Genomic DNA, 18,444 nt, shown 5'->3' with positions numbered 1-18,444 from the left:
ACTCACGGTTTGGGCACGCGATCGTCGACCCAGCGCTTGACCTGGGCCAGCGCCGGATGGGCCAGGCAGCGGTGCAGATAGGCCCAGATGCGCGGGATGTGCTTGAGGTATTGCGGCTTGCCGTCGCGCTTGTCGAGACGGGCGAAGATGCCGAGGATCTTGGTGGCGCGTTGCGCCCCCATGATGGCGTAGAGCCTGGCGAAGGCCGGCATGTCGAAATGCGGATCGGCCGCCCGGCGCGCGGTGGCGTAACGCGACAGCAATTGCAGTTCCAGCACCTCCGGCACGGTGACCCGGGCGTCCTGCAGGAGCGATGCGACGTCATAGGCCGCCGGCCCCATCACCGCATCCTGGAAGTCGATCAGGCCGACCTTCTCGATGCCGTCGCGCTCGCCGAGCCAGATCAGGTTGGGCGAATGAAAGTCGCGCAGCGTCCAGGTCTTCGGGGCGCTCTCGACTTCGGCGAACAGGTCGGCCCAGTGCTTCAGGAAGACATGTTTTTCGCTCGCCGGAATGCGTGCCTGGGTCATCGGAATGTACCAGTCGAGCAGGAGTTCGACCTCCGCGCCCAGGGCGTCGCGGTCGTAATCCGGCAACGTGTAGGGCCCCTTGGGCGTGCCGAGCGTATCCGGCCTCGGCCGTGAATGCAGGTGCGCCAGCACGTCGATCGCGGCCATGTAGCGTTCGGCGATCGGCGCGCCGTCGGCGGCCACGCCGACCTCGCCGAGGTCTTCGAGCACCAGGAAACCCTGGTCGAGATCGACCGCCTCGATTTCCGGCGACGACAGCCCGGCATCGCGCAAGCCCTCGGCCAGCGCCACGAAGGGCACCATGTCCTCGGCGAGATGGGCGATGCGGCTATAGGGCAAGCCGTTCTTGACCGGCGGGCCGTCGGGCCGGCGCGGTGCGTTCATCAGCACGGCCCGGCGCTTGCCGTCGATCAGCCGCTCGTAGGAGCGGGTCGAGGCATCACCTTGCAGGTGCCGGCGGGTTGCCGCGCTCCAGCCGGCATTGTCGATGAAACCGCGCAGCGCCACCAGGCGAGCCAGGCGCTGGGCCCAGCCGCCATGGCCGACAAGGGTTGCCGCGCGCGCGGTCTGGCCATGGGCCGGGCTCGATGCCAGCTCCACCTCCAGCCGGTCGCCGGACAGGGCGCCGCCCAGCCGATCCGGCCATTCGACCAGCAGCAGGGCATTTTCCGAGACGTCGTCCCAGCCGAGTTCGGTGATCTCGTCGGGCGAAACGACCCGGTAGAGATCGGCATGGATCACCGGAAAGCGCTTGATGTCATAAGGCTGGATGATCGCGAAGGTCGGGCTCGGCACTTCGAGCTTGTCGTCTTCGGCCAGCGCCCGCACCAGCGCGCGGGCCAGCGTCGATTTGCCCGAGCCGAGCTCGCCGCTCAAGGTGACGATATCATTGACCTGCACCGCCATGGCGAGATCCATGGCGAGCTGGCGCGTCGCCGCCTCGTTGGCGAGCAGGATGGAGTGACGCAACGGATCGGTCATTCGGCGGCCTTTGAATAATCGCCGAGATGGGCCGGGAAGGTCACTTTGACCTGCGTGCCCTGGCCAGGCGTGCTTTCGACGGAAACGTGGCCCTTATGCAGCGCGACGAAGGATTGGACAATGGACAGTCCGAGGCCGGCGCCACGATGGCGCGAGCCGGTCGTCCTGGTCTCGAACCGGTCGAAGATGCGGCCGATCATTTCCGGCGCGATACCGGCACCCTGGTCGCGCACCTTGAAGACGATCTCCTCGTCCTGGCGGGTGGCGTCGAGCACCACCATGCCACCACGCTCGGAGAAGCCGATGGCATTGGACAGAAGATTGAACAGCACCTGGCGGACCCGCTGGCCATCGGCGCGGAACGTGCCGATATCCTTGGCCGAGCGCAGCTCGATCCTGACCTGGCCTTCGGCGAGCCGGTCCTTCACCGCGTCGGCGGCGGTCTGCATGGCGGCGCGAATATCGACATCGCCGAGTTCGAGCTGCATGACGCCGGCATCGATGGTGGCGAGATCCAGCACGTCGTTGATGATCGACAAAAGCGCCGAGGACGACACGCCGATATAGCCGAGATATTCGCGCTGCTTGTCGTTGAGCGGGCCGACCGCCGCGTCGTCGAGCACCTGGGCGAAGCCGATAATGGTCGTGAGCGGCGTGCGCAGTTGATAGGAGACGTGGTGGACGAAGTCGTTGCGCATCTTCTCGGCGGTCTCGAGCGCTTCGTTGCGCTCGGTCAGGGCGCGCTCGACCATCACCATATTGGTGACATTGCGGAAGGTGACCAGCGTCGCGCCGTCGGGCAGCGGCGCGGTGACCGCGTCGAGCACCGCGCCGTCGTTGCGGTCGATGCGGAAACTTTGCGGCCGGCGCTGGTCGTCGAGGGCGGCCACCGCCGTCTTGATCTCCGGCCAGGCGCTGGCATCCTTGACATAGGGGATGCACAGCCCGGCGATCTGGTCGATATGCGGCCGCGCCTCGAGCACGTCCTGGTCAATGTCCCAGAGGGTGGCAAAGGCGCGGTTGTGCAATGACAGCCGGCCGTCGGAACCGAACACCGCGACCGCCTCGTCCAGATGGTCGAGCGTCTCACGCTGCACCTTGCCGAAGGCCGCGACCTGGGTCTCGAGCTGCAGGCGGCGGGTCTGGTCCTCGAAGACATAGGTGACGCCGCCGGCGGGGTCGGGGTTCTGCACGACGCGCAGGAACCGGCCGCTCGGCAGCACCCATTCATGGCTGCGCGGCTCGGTGTCGATCGCCTCATAGACCGTGTGCAGCGATTTCTTCCATTCGCGGAAATTCGACTGCTCGGGAATCTTGCGCTGCTCGCGCAGCTTGTCGAGCACGTCGCCGTCGGTCGGCACCTGATGCAGGAAGGCCGGATCGAGATCCCAGAGCAGGCGGAAGGCCTCGTTGTGGAAGACCAGCCGCTTGTTGGCATCATAGATGGCAACGGCGGTCGCCAGCTGATCCAGCGTGCGCTTGTGGGTTTCCATCTCGACGGCGAACTGCGCGCGCACCGCTTCAAGCTCGGTCACGTCGACCGCCAGGCCGGCCGCGCCACGCGCCGCCGGGCGCTCGATCGCGTCGAAGACGCGCCGGGCGCCGGCCGAAACCGCGGTCACCCGCCGGGCGAAAGGTTCGCGGGCCGTGCGGCAGCGCGCCGCTTCGGCCCGGTCGGCCGGTTCCAGCAGCTCGGCCGCATTGGCCACCGCCTGCGGCCCGCTTTCGGTATCGGTCGCCCGCGCATAGGCCTGGTTGACCCAGGTGAGCCGGCCTTCGGCGTCGCGGATCCAGACCGGCATGGGCAGGCCGCTCAGGAAGGCGCGCACCGTCTCGGTCTCGCGGACGAATTCGCCATGCCGCTCGCGCAGCTTGGCGAGCTCCTCGCGGATGCCGGCCATCAAACGCAGGCGCAACACCGCCCGGCCGCCGATCGGGCGGCCCTCGGCCTCGACCGGCCGACCTTCGGCGGTGAGGAATTCCTGCCTGAAGGGCGTGCCGGCGCGGCGCAGCAGCTCGACCGCCCGGTCGAGTTCGGCTGCCTTGTCGGCGGCAAGCCAGGTCCCGAACGCCAGCACCCGGCGCGGCGCCGGCAGGTCGATGAGCAATGCGACGTCGCCGGCGATCTCCGGTTCGTCGTCGTCGCCCCAGACCACCACCACATGGGGGTCGAGCGTCAGCAGTTCGTTGGCGCGGTCGAGCGACAGCTTGAGGGCGTTGATCTCCTGACGCGCCTTGAGTTCGTCGGCAGCCGCCCGCGCGCGGGTGCGCAACAGCCCGATGCCGGTGACGACGCCAAAGATCACCACGCCGACATGCAAGCCGAGCACCGCCCATTCGTGCGGCGCAAGCAGGCGCAATGCGTCGGACACCGGCATGACGGCCTCGGCCGCCGAAACGAGAGAGGTGGTCGCAAGCAGGGCCGAAGCGGCCCCCGAGAGGGTGGCTCCGGCGCGTCTCGATCGCGCACCCACCCACGAATTGCCGTGCCCGGATGCGTCGTCGACCTTGTCCAGGTCCGGCATCGCCTATCCTTCGTCCGGCGGGCCGTCGTCAAACTCCGCGCAAGCGGTTTCGCGACGGTGCCGCTCCGCGCCGCGAATCAGTGCCACTCTACCCCTGGCGTGACTCGTGGTTTAAGAGTCCGAAACGAGAACGACGACACGAAAATTTCAGTGTTGCCCGCGCGCCGTGCCGACACCATCAGCGCGATCAGATCGGCGGCAGGGCCTTTCGCATCATCACCGCGTCGCTCGTGCCCGATGCGGTCTTGTAATAACCCTTGCGCCGGCCAATGACGGTGAAGCCCTGGCGCTGATAGAGTTTCAGCGCCGGCGCGTTTTCCGCCTCGACCTCCAGGAACAGGGTGGCGATGCCGGCACGCATCAGATCCTTGACATGGGTGTCGAGCAGGCGAGCGGCGAAGCCGCGGCCACGCAGGCGCGGCAGCACGGCAACGGTCAGGATCTCGGCTTCGTCGGCGGCCAGCCGGCTGAGCACGAAGCCGCCGACCGGGGCGGCCGGCCGGCGGCGGATGACATGGCTGAGAACCGCCCGGTCGACCAGCATGGTTTCGAACTCATGGGCGTCCCAGCCGCGATGGAACGACGCGCCGTGGATCGCGGCAAGTTCGCGCGCATCGGCCATCTCGGCGCGGCCGAGCGCCGGTTCGGCGGCCGGCCACCAGGCCCAGAAATCATAAAGCGTCATCATGACGCCCTCGCCGGCCGGAGCGGCGAGCGGACCTGAGGCTTGGCATCGGCCTCCTTCAGATAGAGCGGCCGGCAGGGAGCGGTGCGCGGGTCGGCTTTGGCGCCGAGGCCGGCGACCCAGCCAATATCGGGAAAGCCTGAGGGTTCGACCAGGCCGGGCTGCGGCACGCCTTCGGGCCAGGCCGCCAGAAGCACCGTCGCGCCGGGGCCGATGATCGCGGCGGCATGGTTGGCGGCGGCAGCCGCCGCGACCGCCGCGGGCCAATAGCCGGGCGCCAGGATGGCGCCTCCGTCGGCACCGGCCAGCGCCGCATAGACATGGCCGTGGCGGGCATCGATGACCGACAGCACCGGCCCGGGATCGGCGGCGGCAAGGCGCGGCGCGGCCAAGGCATCGAGCGTCGAGATGCCGACCGCGTCGCCGCCGGCCGCCAGCGCCATGCCGCGGGCCGCCGCGATGGCGACGCGCAGCCCGGTGAAACTGCCGGGTCCGATGGTCGCCACGAAACGCCGGCAGTCGCGCGGCGCAAGGCCGGCGCCGGCGAACAGGTCAGCGACCATCGGCAACAGCCGTTCGGCATGGCCCCGATCCATCGGTTCGGAAACGCGCGCCACGACGCGGTCGGTGGCCGTGTCCAAGATGGCGGCTGACGAGGCGCCGAGCGCCGTATCCAGGGCAAGCAGAAGCATAAAAGACATCTATACCGGCCCGGGCGCGGCGCGAAGGGGGCGAGCATCCGGAATCAAAGACCTTGAATTCCACGCTAGGCCGGCGCGCCGTGACCCGGCGGCCGCGCCGGCGGCACCGTCAGGGCCGCCGCAGCCGGCTCGCATCGAGGCCGGCGACGAACAGCGCCAGGCCGACCAAAAGCAGGCTGAGCATGCTGAACAGCATGCGCAGGCTGTTCCACCAGGTCCACCGCAGCGAATAGTCCGACCAGAGCCTTGCGGCCTCCCGCGGATCGGCGGGAATGCTCAGGCCGGCGAGCGCGTCGTTCATCGCCACGTTGACCAGGAAGGTCGGCGCCATCGCGCCGCAGACATAGGTCGCCGATGCCAGCAGCAAGAGGCGGCCCGCGCGTTTCTGCCGAAGCGCCATGAAGCCGAGGCCTGCGGCAAGTGCCGCGACCGGCGTGCCGAAAAAGGCCGGGGCGAAGCTCGGATTTCGGACCGTGGCGTTGATGCCTTGCATGGCGATCAGCGCCGCCTGGGGCGCGGCGGCGTCGAGACCGCCCATCACCGAACTGGAATAGGCATAAAAGAAGCCGGCGATCGCGCCGGCGCAAACGAGCGCCGCCATCGCGAGGAGAAAGACGAGCGCCGGTCCGATCGAGGCGGCGGACCGGAAGGAACCGTCATGATGAACCGTCATGGCACTGCCTCCGCGTATCAGTACCGAACGGTACTTGCGCTTTCAGTACCGCATGGTACTGGTACTCGCAAGCGAGAATTTTGAGCCGGGACCGAGAGCGCGACGTGCCGAACCGAATGACCGCCGACCGGCGGAACGACATCCTGGATGCCGCGCTGCTGCTGTTGAGGACCGGCGGGCTGCCAGCCGTGACCACTGCGGCGCTGGCGCGCGACGCCAGATGCTCCAAGGACACGCTCTACCTGTTGTTCAGGGATCGGGACGCCATCCTGGCGGCGCTTGTCGAGCGGCAGGCCGGACAGCTGAATGCGACCATGCAGGCGGTGGACCCGTCGGCCTCGGCGCGTGACGGCCTGATCGCGGCCGGCACCCGATTGCTCGAACTGCTCACCTCGGACGCATCGCTTGCGATCAACCGCGCCGCGCTGGCCGATCAGAGCGGGGCCTTGAGCCGGATCCTGATCGAAACCGGCAAGAACCGGTCGGCGCCGCGGCTCATCGCGTTGATCGAGCAGATGCGCGCGCAGGGCGATATCGCGGCCGCCGATGTCGGCGAGGCCTACGCGACCTTCTACGGGCTCCTGGTCGGCGACCGCCAGATTCTGGCGCTGCATCGGGTCCAGGGCACAGACCGGGACGATTGCGAAGCGGTTGCCCGGCGCGCAGTGCAGCGCTTTGTCCTGATCTATTCGGGTGAACGCTCTCGACCTTGAGCCGGCCGGTGGCTCAGCCGGCGACGCCGATCGCGCGCCAGCGGCCGGGCGGCAGGCCGAAGGCTTGCTTGAACTGGCGGGTCATATGGCTCTGGTCGGCAAAGCCGCTGGCCAGGGCGGCCTCGGCCAGCGACCGGCCGGCGCGGATGCCGGCGCGGGCATGGTCGAGACGGCGCATGGTGAGATAACGATAGGGGCTGGTGCCGAGCAGCGCCCGGAAATGCCGCGCCAGGGCGAACCGGTCGAGGCCGGCGGCGGCTTCGAGTTCGTCGGAGCCGACCTGACGGTCGAAATGCACGTCGAGAAACTGCCTGACACGCTCGACCGCGACGGCTGAGGCTGTCATCCGCCCGGCGCCGCCGGCCGAACCGTCGCGCGCCAGCAGGGCTTCGGCAATGGCCAGCACGATCTGGTCGGCCTCCAATGGCTCGAGCGGCCGGTCAAGGCTGTCGAAAGCCGGCCGCAACGCGTCGAGCAGGCGGCCATCGGCCGAAACCGCGGCCTTCACGAAAGGCAGGCTATGCGCCCGCCCGGCCAGCGCGTCGCGGACCAGGCGCGGCTCGAGATAGAGCATGCGGTAGCGAAAGCCCGATTCGACCCCGGCGCGGCCGTCGTGCCGCTCGTCGGGATGCAGCACCATGACATGGCCGGTGGCACTGTCGGCGCGGGCGCCGCGATAGGTGAAGGATTGCACGCCGGCCAGGGTATAGCCGATGGCGTAGGTGTCGTGCCGGTGCGGGTCATAGGCATGGCCGGCGAAAAAGGCTTCGAGCCGCTCGAGACCGGGCTGGGCCGGCGCAAGCCTGATCCAGTCGGCCGGCGACGGCCCGCACGATCGTTCAAGACGCATGCGCGTCTCCTCGTCCACGCTGTCACTCATGCGCTTTGAAACCAAGATCGCCATCGTGGTGCGCGACGATCTCGCCACCTGGCAGAAACTCAACGTCACCGCCTTCCTGTCGGGAGGCCTGGTCGGAGCCTATCCGGAATTGCCGGGCGAACGCTATGCCGATGCGTCCGGCCGCATCTACGGCCCGCTGATCCGCCAGCCGGTGTTGATCTTCGCGGCCTCCGGCGACGAATTGACCCGCACCTTGAAACGGGCGGCGGAGCGCGGACTGACGCCGTCGCTCTATACAAGCGCGCTGTTTTCGACCGGCAACGACAGCGACAACCGGGCAGCGGTCGCCGCGGTGCCGACCGATGCGCTCGACCTGGTCGGGCTCGGGCTGCATGACGACCGGCGGCAGATCGACCGGATCGTCAAAGGCCTGGCGCTGCATCCCTGACGGCCGGGCGCGGCCGGCGCTTTTGCGCCAGCCCGACGGTCAGACCGACTGGACCTCGCGCACGTCGGGCAGGAAGTGGCGCATCAGGTTCTGGATGCCGTGCTTGAGGGTGGCCGTCGACGACGGGCAGCCGGCGCAGGAACCCTGCATGTTCAAATAAACAATGCCGTCCTTGAAGCCGCGAAACGTGATGTCGCCGCCATCGGCGGCAACCGCCGGGCGAACCCGGGTTTCCAACAGTTCCTTGATCGTATCGACGGTCTCGGCGTCGGCCGGATCGAAAAACTCGTCGTCGCTGTCAGGCGCGATCGGCGTCTCGTTGCGCAGCAGCGGCAGGCCCGACATGTAATGTTCCATGATCGCGCCGAGGATCGCCGGCTTCAGGTGCTGCCATTCGGCCGTGCCCTTGGTGACGGTGATGAAATCATTGCCGAAGAACACCCCGGCGACACCCTCGATGCCGAACAGCTTCTCGGCCAGCGGCGACTGCCGGGCGGCGTCGACATTCGGCATATGCAAGGTGCCGTCCTCCAGCACGGTGCGGCCGGGCAGGAACTTCAGGGTCGCCGGATTTGGCGTGGCTTCGGTCTGAATGAACATCGTCAAGGTCTCCTCGGACGACCGGGTCAAGGCCGGCGCCGGATTGGAATGATTCAAGCAGAACCATTCCAAGAAATCCATCTGGTTCTGATGTGGCGATGGCAGGCATGCCCGTCAACCGGCGAACCGGGCGAAAACCCGCGCAGGCCGATCCGGCAGTGACGCCTAAGCCAGTGCCTCGATCTCCTCATCGGTCAATTGTCCGGGCACCAGCGCGACGGGAATGGGGAAGGTGCCGGCCGAGCGGGCAAGGCTCGAGACCAGGGGACCCGGGCCGTCCTTGCCGGTGCCGGCGGCGAGGATCAGGATCGCCACGTCGGGATCCTCCTCGATCTGGGCCAGAATGGCCTCCGCCATGGCGCCGTCGCGCACGACCAGCTCGGGCTCGACGCCAACCAGCTTCATGGCCCGGTCGGCGGCGGCGTCGAGCTTGGCGCGGGCCTCGGCATGGGCCTCGGCGCGCATCACTTCGGCGACGCCGAACAGGCCCTGGCCGTCACCCAGCTGCGGGTCGACCACGGCCAGCATCTGCAAGCCATGGCCGGTGCGCGAGGCGCGCCGGGCGGCAAACACGATGGCGCGGTCGCATTCCGGGCTGTCGTCGACGACAACCAGGAATTTCGGCGCGTGGCCTGACTGATAGCTCGTGCGCTTGCGGGTCATCCGGCCTCCATCGATCCGCAAACCGTCAATCTCGCACCTGCGTTGAAGAGCCGCAAGAAGGGGAAATTACCGCCCGCACCTGCGGATGCGACCGGAAAGGCAAGGTGCCAGCGAAGCCCGGCCCGGCATCGGCATCGCCGGATCGACGGGCGGCCCGGCGCGACCTGGCGCGACCCGGCGCACCATCGGCCGGTGCGTCGCCGGTATGGCCTGCGCCAGTGTGACGTGCCGCACAGCGGCGGCGAGCCACGCCTGACATCCTTCTCGCATGCCCTGGCGAGGAGGCGGCCGTGAAGACATCCACTTTCATCCTGTCGTTCGGCGCCACCCTTCTGGCACTCGGTATCGTCACCGGCGCGCTGCGCGGCACGCGCCCCATCGCCCGCCAGATCCGCTACGAACTCGGCTCGTCGGCAACCGTTGCCCGGTCCATCGACAGCTGATCGCGACGCTCAATCGACGGCCACGCGCGCGGCAAACCTTTAAACTTCGGTCCAGCGCTGCTATGTGCGGCCCTATGACCGACACGCCGCTCGAACTGATCCGCAATTTCTCCATCGTCGCCCATATCGACCATGGCAAGTCGACGCTCGCCGACCGTCTGATTCAGACAACCGGCGGCCTGACCGCGCGCGAGATGACCGAACAGGTCCTCGACAACATGGATATCGAAAAAGAACGCGGAATCACCATCAAGGCGCAGACGGTCCGGCTGAACTACACGGCCCATGACGGCAAGACCTATGTCATGAACCTCATGGACACGCCCGGCCATGTCGACTTCGCTTACGAAGTGTCGCGCTCGCTCGCCGCTTGCGAAGGTTCGCTCCTGGTCGTCGACGCCTCCCAGGGCGTCGAGGCCCAGACGCTCGCCAATGTCTACCAGGCGCTGGATGCCGGCCATGAGATCGTGCCGGTGCTCAACAAGGTCGACCTGCCGGCGGCCGAACCGGAACGGGTGAAGCAGCAGATCGAGGAGGTGATCGGCCTCGACGCTTCCGAGGCCGTGCCGATCTCGGCCAAGACCGGCCTGAACATCGAGGCCGTGCTGGAGGCGATCGTCACCCGCCTGCCGCCGCCCAAGGGCGATCGCAATGCGCCGTTGAAGGCGATGCTGGTCGACTCATGGTACGATGCCTATCTGGGCGTCATCGTGCTGGTCCGGGTCATCGACGGCAGCATGAAGAAAGACAGCCGGATCAAGATGATGGGCACCGGCGCCGTCTATAACATCGACAAGATCGGCGTGTTCACCCCGAAAATGACCGATATCGCCGATCTCGGGCCGGGCGAGGTCGGTTTCATCACCGCTTCCATCAAGGAGGTCGCCGATACCCGCGTCGGCGACACCATTACCGACGAGAAGAAGCCGACCGCCCAGGCCCTGCCCGGCTTCAAGCCGGCGCAGCCGGTGGTGTTCTGCGGCCTGTTCCCCCAGGATGCGGCCGATTTCGAAGATCTGCGCGCCGCCATGGGCCGGCTGCGCCTCAATGATGCGAGCTTCTCGTTCGAAATGGAGAGTTCGGCGGCGCTCGGCTTCGGCTTCCGCTGCGGCTTCCTCGGCCTGTTGCACCTGGAGATCATCCAGGAGCGGCTGGAACGCGAGTTCAATCTCGACCTGATCGCCACGGCGCCGTCGGTCATCTACCAGATCCTGCTCAGGAACGGCGAGCTGATCGAGCTGCACAATCCGGCCGACATGCCGGATCCGATGAAGATCGAGACCATTTCCGAGCCCTGGATCCGTGCCAAGATCATGACGCCCGACGACTATCTCGGCTCGGTCCTGAAGCTTTGCCAGGATCGCCGCGGCGTCCAGATCGACCTCAACTATGTCGGCAGCCGCGCCATGGTCACCTATGACCTGCCGCTCAACGAGGTGGTGTTCGATTTCTACGATCGGCTGAAATCGATTTCCAAGGGTTATGCCTCGTTCGATTACCAGATCACCGACTATCGCGACGGCGACCTGGTGAAGATGTCGATCCTGGTCAATGGCGAGCCGGTCGACGCCTTGTCCATGCTGGTGCACCGGGCGCGCGCCGAGCAACGCGGCCGGGCCATGTGCGAAAAGCTGAAGGACCTGATCCCGCAGCACCTGTTCAAGATCCCGATCCAGGCCTCGATCGGCGCCAAGGTGATTGCCCGCGAAACCATCTCGGCCCTGCGCAAGGACGTCACCGCCAAATGTTACGGCGGCGACATCTCGCGCAAGCGCAAGCTCCTGGACAAGCAGAAAGAGGGCAAGAAGCGCATGCGCCAGTTCGGCAAGGTCGACATTCCCCAAGAGGCGTTCATCGCCGCCCTGAAGGTGGATGTGTAGGGCCGTCGCCGGATAAAGGACGCCGCGGCCGACGAGGCAAATCACCGTCGGCCGAGCGAGGCTGTTGTTACCCTTTCACCAGCACCAGCCGGTGCAAGGTCGCCTGCTTCAGGTTGAAGAAGGCCCAGGACGAGGCGAAAAAGGCCAGGTATTTGTTGGTCTGCTGAATGCCGACCAGCTCGTGGGCCCGGTCGCGGTTGGCCACGAGATTGTCGAACCAGGCGCGCAGCGTCGGCCGGTAGTCGTGCTCGGAATCATTGGTGAGGGTGAAGCCGGCCTCGCGCGCGGCGGCCAGGTGCTGTCCGTGCAGCGACAGGATCGAGCCGGGGAAGAACAATTGCGCCGTGACCATCGAGGTCGCCGTCGGATCGTCGCCGTTCAGCGAGAAGAAATGGTGCACGGCGCGGCCGCCCGGCTTCAAGGCAGCATAGATCTTCTTCGACAATGGCAGGATCTCGTCCGGACGGACATGCTCGATCGCCCCGATCGAATAGATCTTGTCATACCGCTCGCGGCCGAGATCCGTGGTGACGAAGTCCTCGAGCATGACGTTGAAGCCGAACTTCTCCTCGATATAGCGCTTCTGCTCGCGCGACAGCGTGTAGCCGGAGAGGTTCTGCTTGTCGCCGGTATGGGCATCGATATGGCGCAGCATCGAGCCCCAGCCGCAGCCGAGCTCGAGGATCGCCTCGCCCGGTTTCGGATCGATCAGCGACAGGAGATGGTTGGCCTTGTTCAGCTGGGCCTGCTCGAGCGTGTCGCCAGGCGATTTGAAGTCGGCGCAGCTGTAGAACATGAAGGTCTTGTCGAGGAACAGACGGTAGAAGTCGTTCGACAGATCGTAGTGATATTCGATGCCGCCGGCATGGGACTGCTCGAGCATGCGGGCAACCAGCCGCTGGCGCCGGGCTGCCGGCGGATAATTGTCGACAATCGACTGGATGAAATCCGGATAGGGATAGGTGAAGAAGCGCCAGACCGTCTCCGGATCGACCGGCCGCTGCGAGCCGGTGAAAAAATTCACCGCGGCCGAAGGCGGTCCGTAGGTCAGGGCATCGGAGACCAGATGCAGCCAGCGTCTAAGCCAGGCCGTCGGCGGCACAACCAGCCGGGGCGCGGCACCAACCTGTTCAACAGGGGCCATGGCGAGCTCCTCCTGTTTGAAAGATGGGGACGCTAACACGTCGATTCACCCCGTCTATCCGGATGAATCGTAAGGCAGCCATGCTGTCTCTTCGTGCGCAAGAACGCGTGATCAGGCGCGCCCGCGCGCCGATCGGGTCGGCCGCACCATGGCGTCGATCCACCGGCCGATCTCGCTGCGGCGCTTCGACTTGACCAGGATTTCGGCATCCAGGCCGTGGCGCCAGGCGACCGCCTTGTTGGCCGGGTCGGCCTCCAGGAGGTCGAGATCGGCGCGCCAGCGCATGAGCGTCGACAGGTCCTCGAAGAAGCCCTCGTCGATCAGGCGGCCGCCCAGCGCGCCACCAATGGCCGAGACCTCGCCGAAGGAGAATTCGGGATGGTACTGCACCGCCCAGGCGGTGGCGCGGCCGGCCTTGATCTCGACCGCCTGGACCTCGCTCATGCTGTTGGAGGCGAGCAGCGTGGTGCCCGGCGCCATGGTCTCGATCTCGTCCTGATGCACCGCCAGGGCGTCGAAAGCGGCGGGCCGCTCGGCCAGCATCGGATGGGCCTTGCCGCTATCGTTCGGCGCGATCTTGCGGGCAATGCCCATTTCGCGACCCCGGGGATTCCTGCGCACGACGCCACCGGCAGCGGCGGTCAGCACCTGCAGGCCCCAGCAGGAGCCGAACACCGGCGTGCCGGCGGCAAAAACCGCGCGCGCCAGGTCGATCTGCGCGGTAATCTCCGACGTCATGTCGTAGAGGTTGAGCGACGAGCCGGTCAGCGCCACGCCGTCATAGCCTTCGAGACCGGCGGCATCGGGCAGATTGGCTTGGCGGTCGGCTGGAAAGCACAGGTCGACGACCGCGTCGGGGGCGAGTTCACGCAGCACCTCGGCATAAGCTTCCGAGGGCATGGCGCCGCGCGACCGGGCATGGCGGGCGCGGTCGGCGGCGGTGTTGCCTTCGACGACGAGCAGGCGGAGGGTCATGGGTGAAGCTTCCAGGCGGGACAACGGCATGTACCGCGACAAGGAAGCCGCGAAAAGAGGCCGGTACGCATCACAGACCCGGCCGTGCCGTGACCCAATATCACGCTTTTGTTTCTGTCCGGTGCCCGGGCCCGGGCACCCTTGTTGCGCGAGGCGACATCCGCCTGGCGGCTGAGGCGGAGTTGCTCTTCGGCCGGAAAGGCGGCATCACGTGCGGTGACCGCACGTGACCGGCGAGGCTCTCTTGGATATCCCCACCGACAGCTTCAAGCAGATCGACCGCGACCACATGCTCGGGCTGGAAAAGGGCCTGGCGGTGATCGCCTGTTTCGACGCGGACCATCAGCGCCTGACCATTGCCGATGTCGCGCGCATGACCGGCCTGACGCGGGCCACCGCCCGACGCTGCCTGATCACGCTCAACCGCATCGGTTATGCCGAAACCGACGGCAAGTTCTTCCGGCTGACGCCGCGCGTGCTGAAGCTCGGTTATGCCTATCTGTCCTCGACCCCGCTCACCGCCATCCTGCAGAGCGCCCTGGAACGGCTGAGCGAGGCGATCGGCGAGAGCTGCTCGGCCTCGATCCTCGACGGCAACGAGATCGTCTATGTCGCACGCTCCGCGACCAAGCGGATCATGTCGGTCGGACTGTCGGTCGGCGCGCGGCTGCCGGCCTTCTGCACCTCGATGGGGCGGGTGCTGCTCGCAACCCTGCCCGAAGAGACGGCGCGCCGGCATGTCGAGACCTCGGTCCGCCGGCCGCTGACACCGAAGACCCGCACCGAGGTCTCGGCGATCATGGCGGCGATCGCGGCGGCGCGCAGCGACGGCTTCGCCATCATCGACCAGGAACTGGAGATCGGCCTGACCTCGATCGCCGTTCCCGTGATCGATATCCGCGGCCGGACGCTCGCGGCCGTCAATGTCGGCACCCATGCAACCCGTTTCTCGCCCGACATGCTGGTGCGCGACCTGTTGCCGAAGCTCAGGACGGTGCAGGCCGAGCTGTCGCGCATCATCGGCTGATCGCCTGTGGGCGGATCGACCCTGGCGGTTGAATTCGCCGTCCTCACCTGCCAGCGTCCGTCGCCATGCTGACCCAGACGCCCGCTGATTCCGAAACCGCCCCCGACGTGCCGGTGGACAACCGCGTCACGCCGATGATGGAGCAATATATCGAGATCAAGGCGACCAATCCGGACAGTCTGCTGTTCTACCGGATGGGCGATTTCTACGAGATGTTCTTCGACGACGCGGTGGCCGCGTCGCGCGCCCTCGGCATCACCCTGACCAAGCGCGGCAAACATCTCGGCCAGGACATTCCGATGGCCGGCGTGCCGGTCCATGCGGCGGAGGACTATCTGCACCGGCTGATCCAGCAAGGTTTCCGCGTCGCGGTGTGCGAACAGACCGAGGATCCGGCGGAAGCCCGCAAGCGCGGCTCGAAATCGGTGGTCAATCGCGGTGTGATCCGGCTGGTCACGCCGGGCACGCTGACCGAGGATTCGCTGCTGGAAGCGCGGCGCAACAATTACCTTCTGGCGGTGGCGCGGGCCAAGACCTCCTCGGTCGCCAGCGTCGACGCCTTCGCGCTGGCCTGGCTCGACATGTCGACCGGCGAGTTCCGGGTCGCCGAGACCGATGGCGGGCGGCTTTCGGCCGACATCGCCCGGATCGACCCGGGCGAGATCGTCGTCTCCGACGCCTTGTTCGCCGATGCCGATCTGGCGCCGTTCTGGCGCTCGTTCAAGGCGGTGTCGCCGGCCCCGCGCGACGTTTTCGACGGCGCCAGCGCCGAACGGCGCCTCGCCACCTATTTCGGCGTCAGGACGCTGGATGGTTTCGGCACGTTCTCGCGGCTGGAGCTGACCGCGGCGGCGGCGGCCGTCACCTATGTCGAACGCACCCAGCTCGCCTCACGCCCGCCGCTGTCGCCGCCGGTGCGTGAGGCCCAGGGCGCGACCATGCTGATCGACGCCGCGACGCGCGCCAATCTGGAGCTGGTGCGCACGCTCGGCGGCGAACGCGCGGGCTCGCTGCTGGCGGCGATCGACCGGACGGTGGTCGCCGCCGGCGCCCGCCTGCTGGCCAACCGGCTGGCCAATCCGCTGACCGATCCGGACGCCATCGCCGCCCGCCACGACGCGGTCGAGGCGCTGGCCGCGGCAACGGCGCTCAGGGCCGAAATCCGGGCCCGGCTGCAAAGCGCGCCCGACATGGCCCGGGCGTTGACCCGCATCGCCATGGGCCGGGGCGGGCCGCGCGATCTCGCCGCGATCGGCCAGGGCCTGGTGGCGGCCGGCGGCCTTGCCGAACTGATCGCCAGCGAAACGGCAGGCGAACTGGCGACGGTGGCCCATGGCCTGTCGCAGCCGGATCCGGCGCTTGCCGGCATGCTTGCCGACGCGCTCGCCGACGACCTGCCGCTGTTGAAGCGCGATGGCGGTTTCGTGCGGGCCGGCCATCTCGCCGATCTCGACGAGGCACGCGGGCTTCGCGACGAAAGCCGGCGCATCATCGCGGGGCTGCAGACGCGTTATGCCGAGGAGACCGGCATCCGGGCGCTGAAGATCAAGCACAACAACGTGCTGGGCTATTTCGTCGAGGTGGCGCAGCAGCATGGCGACGGCTTCCTGAAGCCGCCGCTCAACGCCACCTATATCCACCGCCAGACGCTGGCCGGCGTCATGCGTTTCACCACCACCGAGCTCGGTGCGCTGGAGGCGAAGATCGCCGGGGCCGCCGACCGGGCGCTGGGGCTGGAACTGGAGGTCTTCGACCGGCTGAGCCAGACCGTGCTCGGCCATGCCGGGCCGATCAAACAGGCGGCGGAAGCGATCGCCACGCTCGATGTCGCCAGCGCCAATGCGACGCTGGCCGTCGAGCAGGCCTATGTCCGGCCGCTGGTCGACATGTCCTTGGCCTTCGCGGTCAAGGGCGGCCGCCACCCGGTGGTCGAGCAGGCGATCGCCCGCACCGCGCCCTTCGTCGCCAATGACTGCGAGCTGTCGGGCCATGACGGCAAGGGCCGGATCTGGCTGATCACCGGCCCCAACATGGCCGGTAAATCCACCTTCCTGCGGCAGAACGCGCTGGTCGCGGTGCTGGCCCAGATGGGCTCCTTCGTCCCGGCGGCCTCGGCCCATATCGGCATGGTCGACCGGCTGTTCTCGCGTGTCGGCGCCGCCGACGACCTGGCGCGCGGGCGCTCGACCTTCATGGTCGAGATGGTCGAGACCGCGGCGATCCTCAATCAGGCCGGCGCGCGGGCCCTCGTCATCCTCGACGAGATCGGCCGCGGCACCGCGACCTTCGACGGCCTGTCGATCGCCTGGGCGGCGGTCGAACATCTGCATGAGACCAATCGTTGCCGGTCGCTGTTCGCCACCCATTTCCACGAATTGACCGTGCTGTCGAAACGGCTCAACCGGCTGCACAACGCCACCATGCGGGTGAAGGAATGGCAGGGCGACGTGATCTTCCTGCACGAGGTGACCGAAGGCGCCGCCGATCGCTCCTACGGCATCCAGGTGGCCAAGCTCGCCGGCCTGCCGCCCTCGGTGATCGAGCGGGCCAAACACGTGCTGGCCGAATTGGAGGCGACCGACCGGGCCGCCCCGGTCCGGCGCCTGGTCGACGACCTGCCGCTGTTCGCCGCCGCGCCGCGGCCGCAGGCCGGGCCCGCCAAGCCCGAGCCGGCGCTGGACCTGCTCGACACCATCGACCCCGACGACATGACGCCGCGCGAGGCGCATGAGGCGCTCTACGCGCTGAAAGCCAAGCGGGCGAGCCTCAGGAAAGCCTGATGCGGTTGGCGGCCAGGAGCGCGAGCGACCAGAACACCGGGACGGCGAGGCCGACCAGGAGCCCGGTCCAGACCTGACCCGCCGCGGCGAACAGATGGATCGCCAGCAGGAAGCCGACAAAGCCGACCAGCATGACCAGGCCGTTGATCATGGCAGCCGCCACCACCGGTCCGCCGAGCCGGCGATGCATCAGCAGGATGAAACTCGAAAAGCTCGCCGGAAACAGGGTGGCGGTGCCGGTCACCGCCGGGCCGATCCGCTCCGACACGGTGACCACCAGCACCACCAGGGTGACCACCAGCGCGACGCGCAGCGGGATGTCGTACCAGCGTCGCCGCGGCGGCAGGCCGAGCTTAGCCTTGCGCCAGGGCCAGGTGGCCACAATGGCGATGCCGAAGACGACGGCATTCAGCACCAGGGCCGGAACCAGCGTCCAGTCGGCCAGCTGGATCAACAGGGCGGTGGCGAGCCAGGCCGACAGCATGGCGGCGAACGAGGCGGCAAGGCCGAAGCCGCGGCGCGCCAGCAGCGCATAAGCGATCCCCGCCGGCACGATCGAGACATTGACCGAGAGGCTGGACAGGCTCGCCGCGGCAATGAACGGCGCGTCGTGGTCGAGCGCCAGCATGACATAGGCCGGGCCGGTGGAGACCGGCAGAGCCAGAACCATCGCCGCAAGGAACGGCCGGGTGCGTTCGGCGACGACGGCGGCCGAGACGACGATTGCCGCCGTCGTCAGGGCTTTGAGCGCGAGGGGGAGAAGGGACAATGGGGCAAGAGCCGATGCGAAGGCGGGTGACCGGTTTAGCCGGTTCGCCCGCACTCGGGCAGCCCG

The 18,444-nt window shown here is 67.6% G+C and carries 17 protein-coding genes; 6 read left to right on the top strand and 11 right to left on the bottom strand.

The genetic code is table 11. The annotated features are described in order from the left end of the window. Positions 1 to 2: 2 nt before the first annotated feature. The 5 genes from tsaE to E8M01_RS13440 form a co-directional block, all read right to left on the bottom strand. Positions 3 to 1,511, bottom strand: coding sequence for a tRNA (adenosine(37)-N6)-threonylcarbamoyltransferase complex ATPase subunit type 1 TsaE (gene tsaE, locus E8M01_RS13460; RefSeq protein ID WP_136960583.1), 1,509 nt, complete (start codon positions 1,509 to 1,511; stop codon positions 3 to 5). Beyond that, on the bottom strand, positions 1,508 to 3,889 hold the full coding sequence (locus E8M01_RS13455) for a sensor histidine kinase (RefSeq protein ID WP_246088721.1): 2,382 nt from the start codon (positions 3,887 to 3,889) through the stop codon (positions 1,508 to 1,510). The genes tsaE and E8M01_RS13455 overlap by 4 nt, the downstream gene beginning before the upstream one ends. Before the next feature lie 334 nt (positions 3,890 to 4,223). Next, entirely contained in the window at positions 4,224 to 4,724 is a 501-nt protein-coding gene (locus tag E8M01_RS13450) for a GNAT family N-acetyltransferase (protein WP_246088720.1), read from the bottom strand. Then, positions 4,721 to 5,413: a tRNA (adenosine(37)-N6)-threonylcarbamoyltransferase complex dimerization subunit type 1 TsaB gene (gene tsaB, locus E8M01_RS13445; RefSeq protein ID WP_136960581.1), complete on the bottom strand. Its 693-nt coding sequence runs from the start codon at positions 5,411 to 5,413 to the stop codon at positions 4,721 to 4,723. The genes E8M01_RS13450 and tsaB overlap by 4 nt, the downstream gene beginning before the upstream one ends. Positions 5,414 to 5,531: 118 nt before the next feature. Continuing rightward, positions 5,532 to 6,095 carry an anthrone oxygenase family protein gene (locus E8M01_RS13440; protein ID WP_246088719.1) on the bottom strand — a complete coding sequence of 188 codons (564 nt, stop codon included), beginning with the start codon at positions 6,093 to 6,095 and terminating at the stop codon, positions 5,532 to 5,534. 104 nt (positions 6,096 to 6,199) lie between these two features. Here E8M01_RS13440 and E8M01_RS13435 point away from each other — a divergent pair, with 104 nt between their 5' ends. Further along, positions 6,200 to 6,808, top strand: coding sequence for a TetR/AcrR family transcriptional regulator (locus E8M01_RS13435; RefSeq protein ID WP_136960580.1), 609 nt, complete (start codon positions 6,200 to 6,202; stop codon positions 6,806 to 6,808). 13 nt (positions 6,809 to 6,821) lie between these two features. On the opposite strand, the gene E8M01_RS13430 is transcribed toward E8M01_RS13435, so the two are convergent. Beyond that, positions 6,822 to 7,658 carry an AraC family transcriptional regulator gene (locus tag E8M01_RS13430; protein WP_246088718.1) on the bottom strand — a complete coding sequence of 279 codons (837 nt, stop codon included), beginning with the start codon at positions 7,656 to 7,658 and terminating at the stop codon, positions 6,822 to 6,824. Between the two features lie 28 nt (positions 7,659 to 7,686). Between E8M01_RS13430 and E8M01_RS13425 the strand changes: the two genes are divergently transcribed. Then, positions 7,687 to 8,097 carry a DUF2000 domain-containing protein gene (locus E8M01_RS13425; RefSeq protein ID WP_136960578.1) on the top strand — a complete coding sequence of 137 codons (411 nt, stop codon included), beginning with the start codon at positions 7,687 to 7,689 and terminating at the stop codon, positions 8,095 to 8,097. Between the two features lie 39 nt (positions 8,098 to 8,136). Here E8M01_RS13425 and E8M01_RS13420 read toward each other — a convergent pair whose 3' ends face one another. Both E8M01_RS13420 and E8M01_RS13415 read right to left on the bottom strand, forming a co-directional pair. Next, entirely contained in the window at positions 8,137 to 8,697 is a 561-nt protein-coding gene (locus E8M01_RS13420; RefSeq protein ID WP_136960577.1) for a NifU family protein, read from the bottom strand. A 165-nt stretch (positions 8,698 to 8,862) separates the two neighbouring features. Further along, positions 8,863 to 9,360, bottom strand: a complete 498-nt coding sequence (locus tag E8M01_RS13415) for a universal stress protein (protein WP_136960576.1) — start codon at positions 9,358 to 9,360, stop codon at positions 8,863 to 8,865. Between the two features lie 290 nt (positions 9,361 to 9,650). Between E8M01_RS13415 and E8M01_RS35050 the strand changes: the two genes are divergently transcribed. Beyond that, positions 9,651 to 9,803 (top strand): hypothetical protein, encoded by a 153-nt coding sequence (locus E8M01_RS35050; protein ID WP_170181889.1) that lies wholly within the window; start codon positions 9,651 to 9,653, stop codon positions 9,801 to 9,803. Between the two features lie 74 nt (positions 9,804 to 9,877). Then, positions 9,878 to 11,683, top strand: coding sequence for a translation elongation factor 4 (gene lepA / locus E8M01_RS13410; RefSeq protein ID WP_136960575.1), 1,806 nt, complete (start codon positions 9,878 to 9,880; stop codon positions 11,681 to 11,683). Between the two features lie 67 nt (positions 11,684 to 11,750). On the opposite strand, the gene E8M01_RS13405 is transcribed toward lepA, so the two are convergent. Next, complete coding sequence (locus tag E8M01_RS13405) at positions 11,751 to 12,827, bottom strand: class I SAM-dependent methyltransferase (RefSeq protein ID WP_136960574.1); 1,077 nt, start codon at positions 12,825 to 12,827, stop codon at positions 11,751 to 11,753. Between the two features lie 111 nt (positions 12,828 to 12,938). Continuing rightward, positions 12,939 to 13,802 (bottom strand): type 1 glutamine amidotransferase, encoded by an 864-nt coding sequence (locus E8M01_RS13400; RefSeq protein ID WP_136960573.1) that lies wholly within the window; start codon positions 13,800 to 13,802, stop codon positions 12,939 to 12,941. 289 nt (positions 13,803 to 14,091) lie between these two features. On the opposite strand from E8M01_RS13400, the gene E8M01_RS13395 reads away from it, so the two are divergent. Then, positions 14,092 to 14,829 (top strand): IclR family transcriptional regulator domain-containing protein, encoded by a 738-nt coding sequence (locus E8M01_RS13395; protein WP_136964615.1) that lies wholly within the window; start codon positions 14,092 to 14,094, stop codon positions 14,827 to 14,829. Positions 14,830 to 14,894: 65 nt separating this feature from the next. Further along, positions 14,895 to 17,609 (top strand): DNA mismatch repair protein MutS, encoded by a 2,715-nt coding sequence (gene mutS / locus E8M01_RS13390; protein ID WP_136960572.1) that lies wholly within the window; start codon positions 14,895 to 14,897, stop codon positions 17,607 to 17,609. On the opposite strand, the gene E8M01_RS13385 is transcribed toward mutS, so the two are convergent. Continuing rightward, the gene (locus tag E8M01_RS13385) at positions 17,596 to 18,378 is read right to left on the bottom strand and encodes a hypothetical protein (protein WP_136960571.1); all 783 of its coding nucleotides are present in this window, start codon (positions 18,376 to 18,378) and stop codon (positions 17,596 to 17,598) included. The two genes, mutS and E8M01_RS13385, sit on opposite strands and share 14 nt — an antisense overlap. Positions 18,379 to 18,444: the final 66 nt, after the last annotated feature.

It is taken from the genome of Phreatobacter stygius (genome assembly GCF_005144885.1).
Taxonomy (GTDB): Bacteria; Pseudomonadota; Alphaproteobacteria; order Rhizobiales; family Phreatobacteraceae; genus Phreatobacter; species Phreatobacter stygius.
This window is presented reverse-complemented; position numbering and strand designations above follow the sequence as displayed.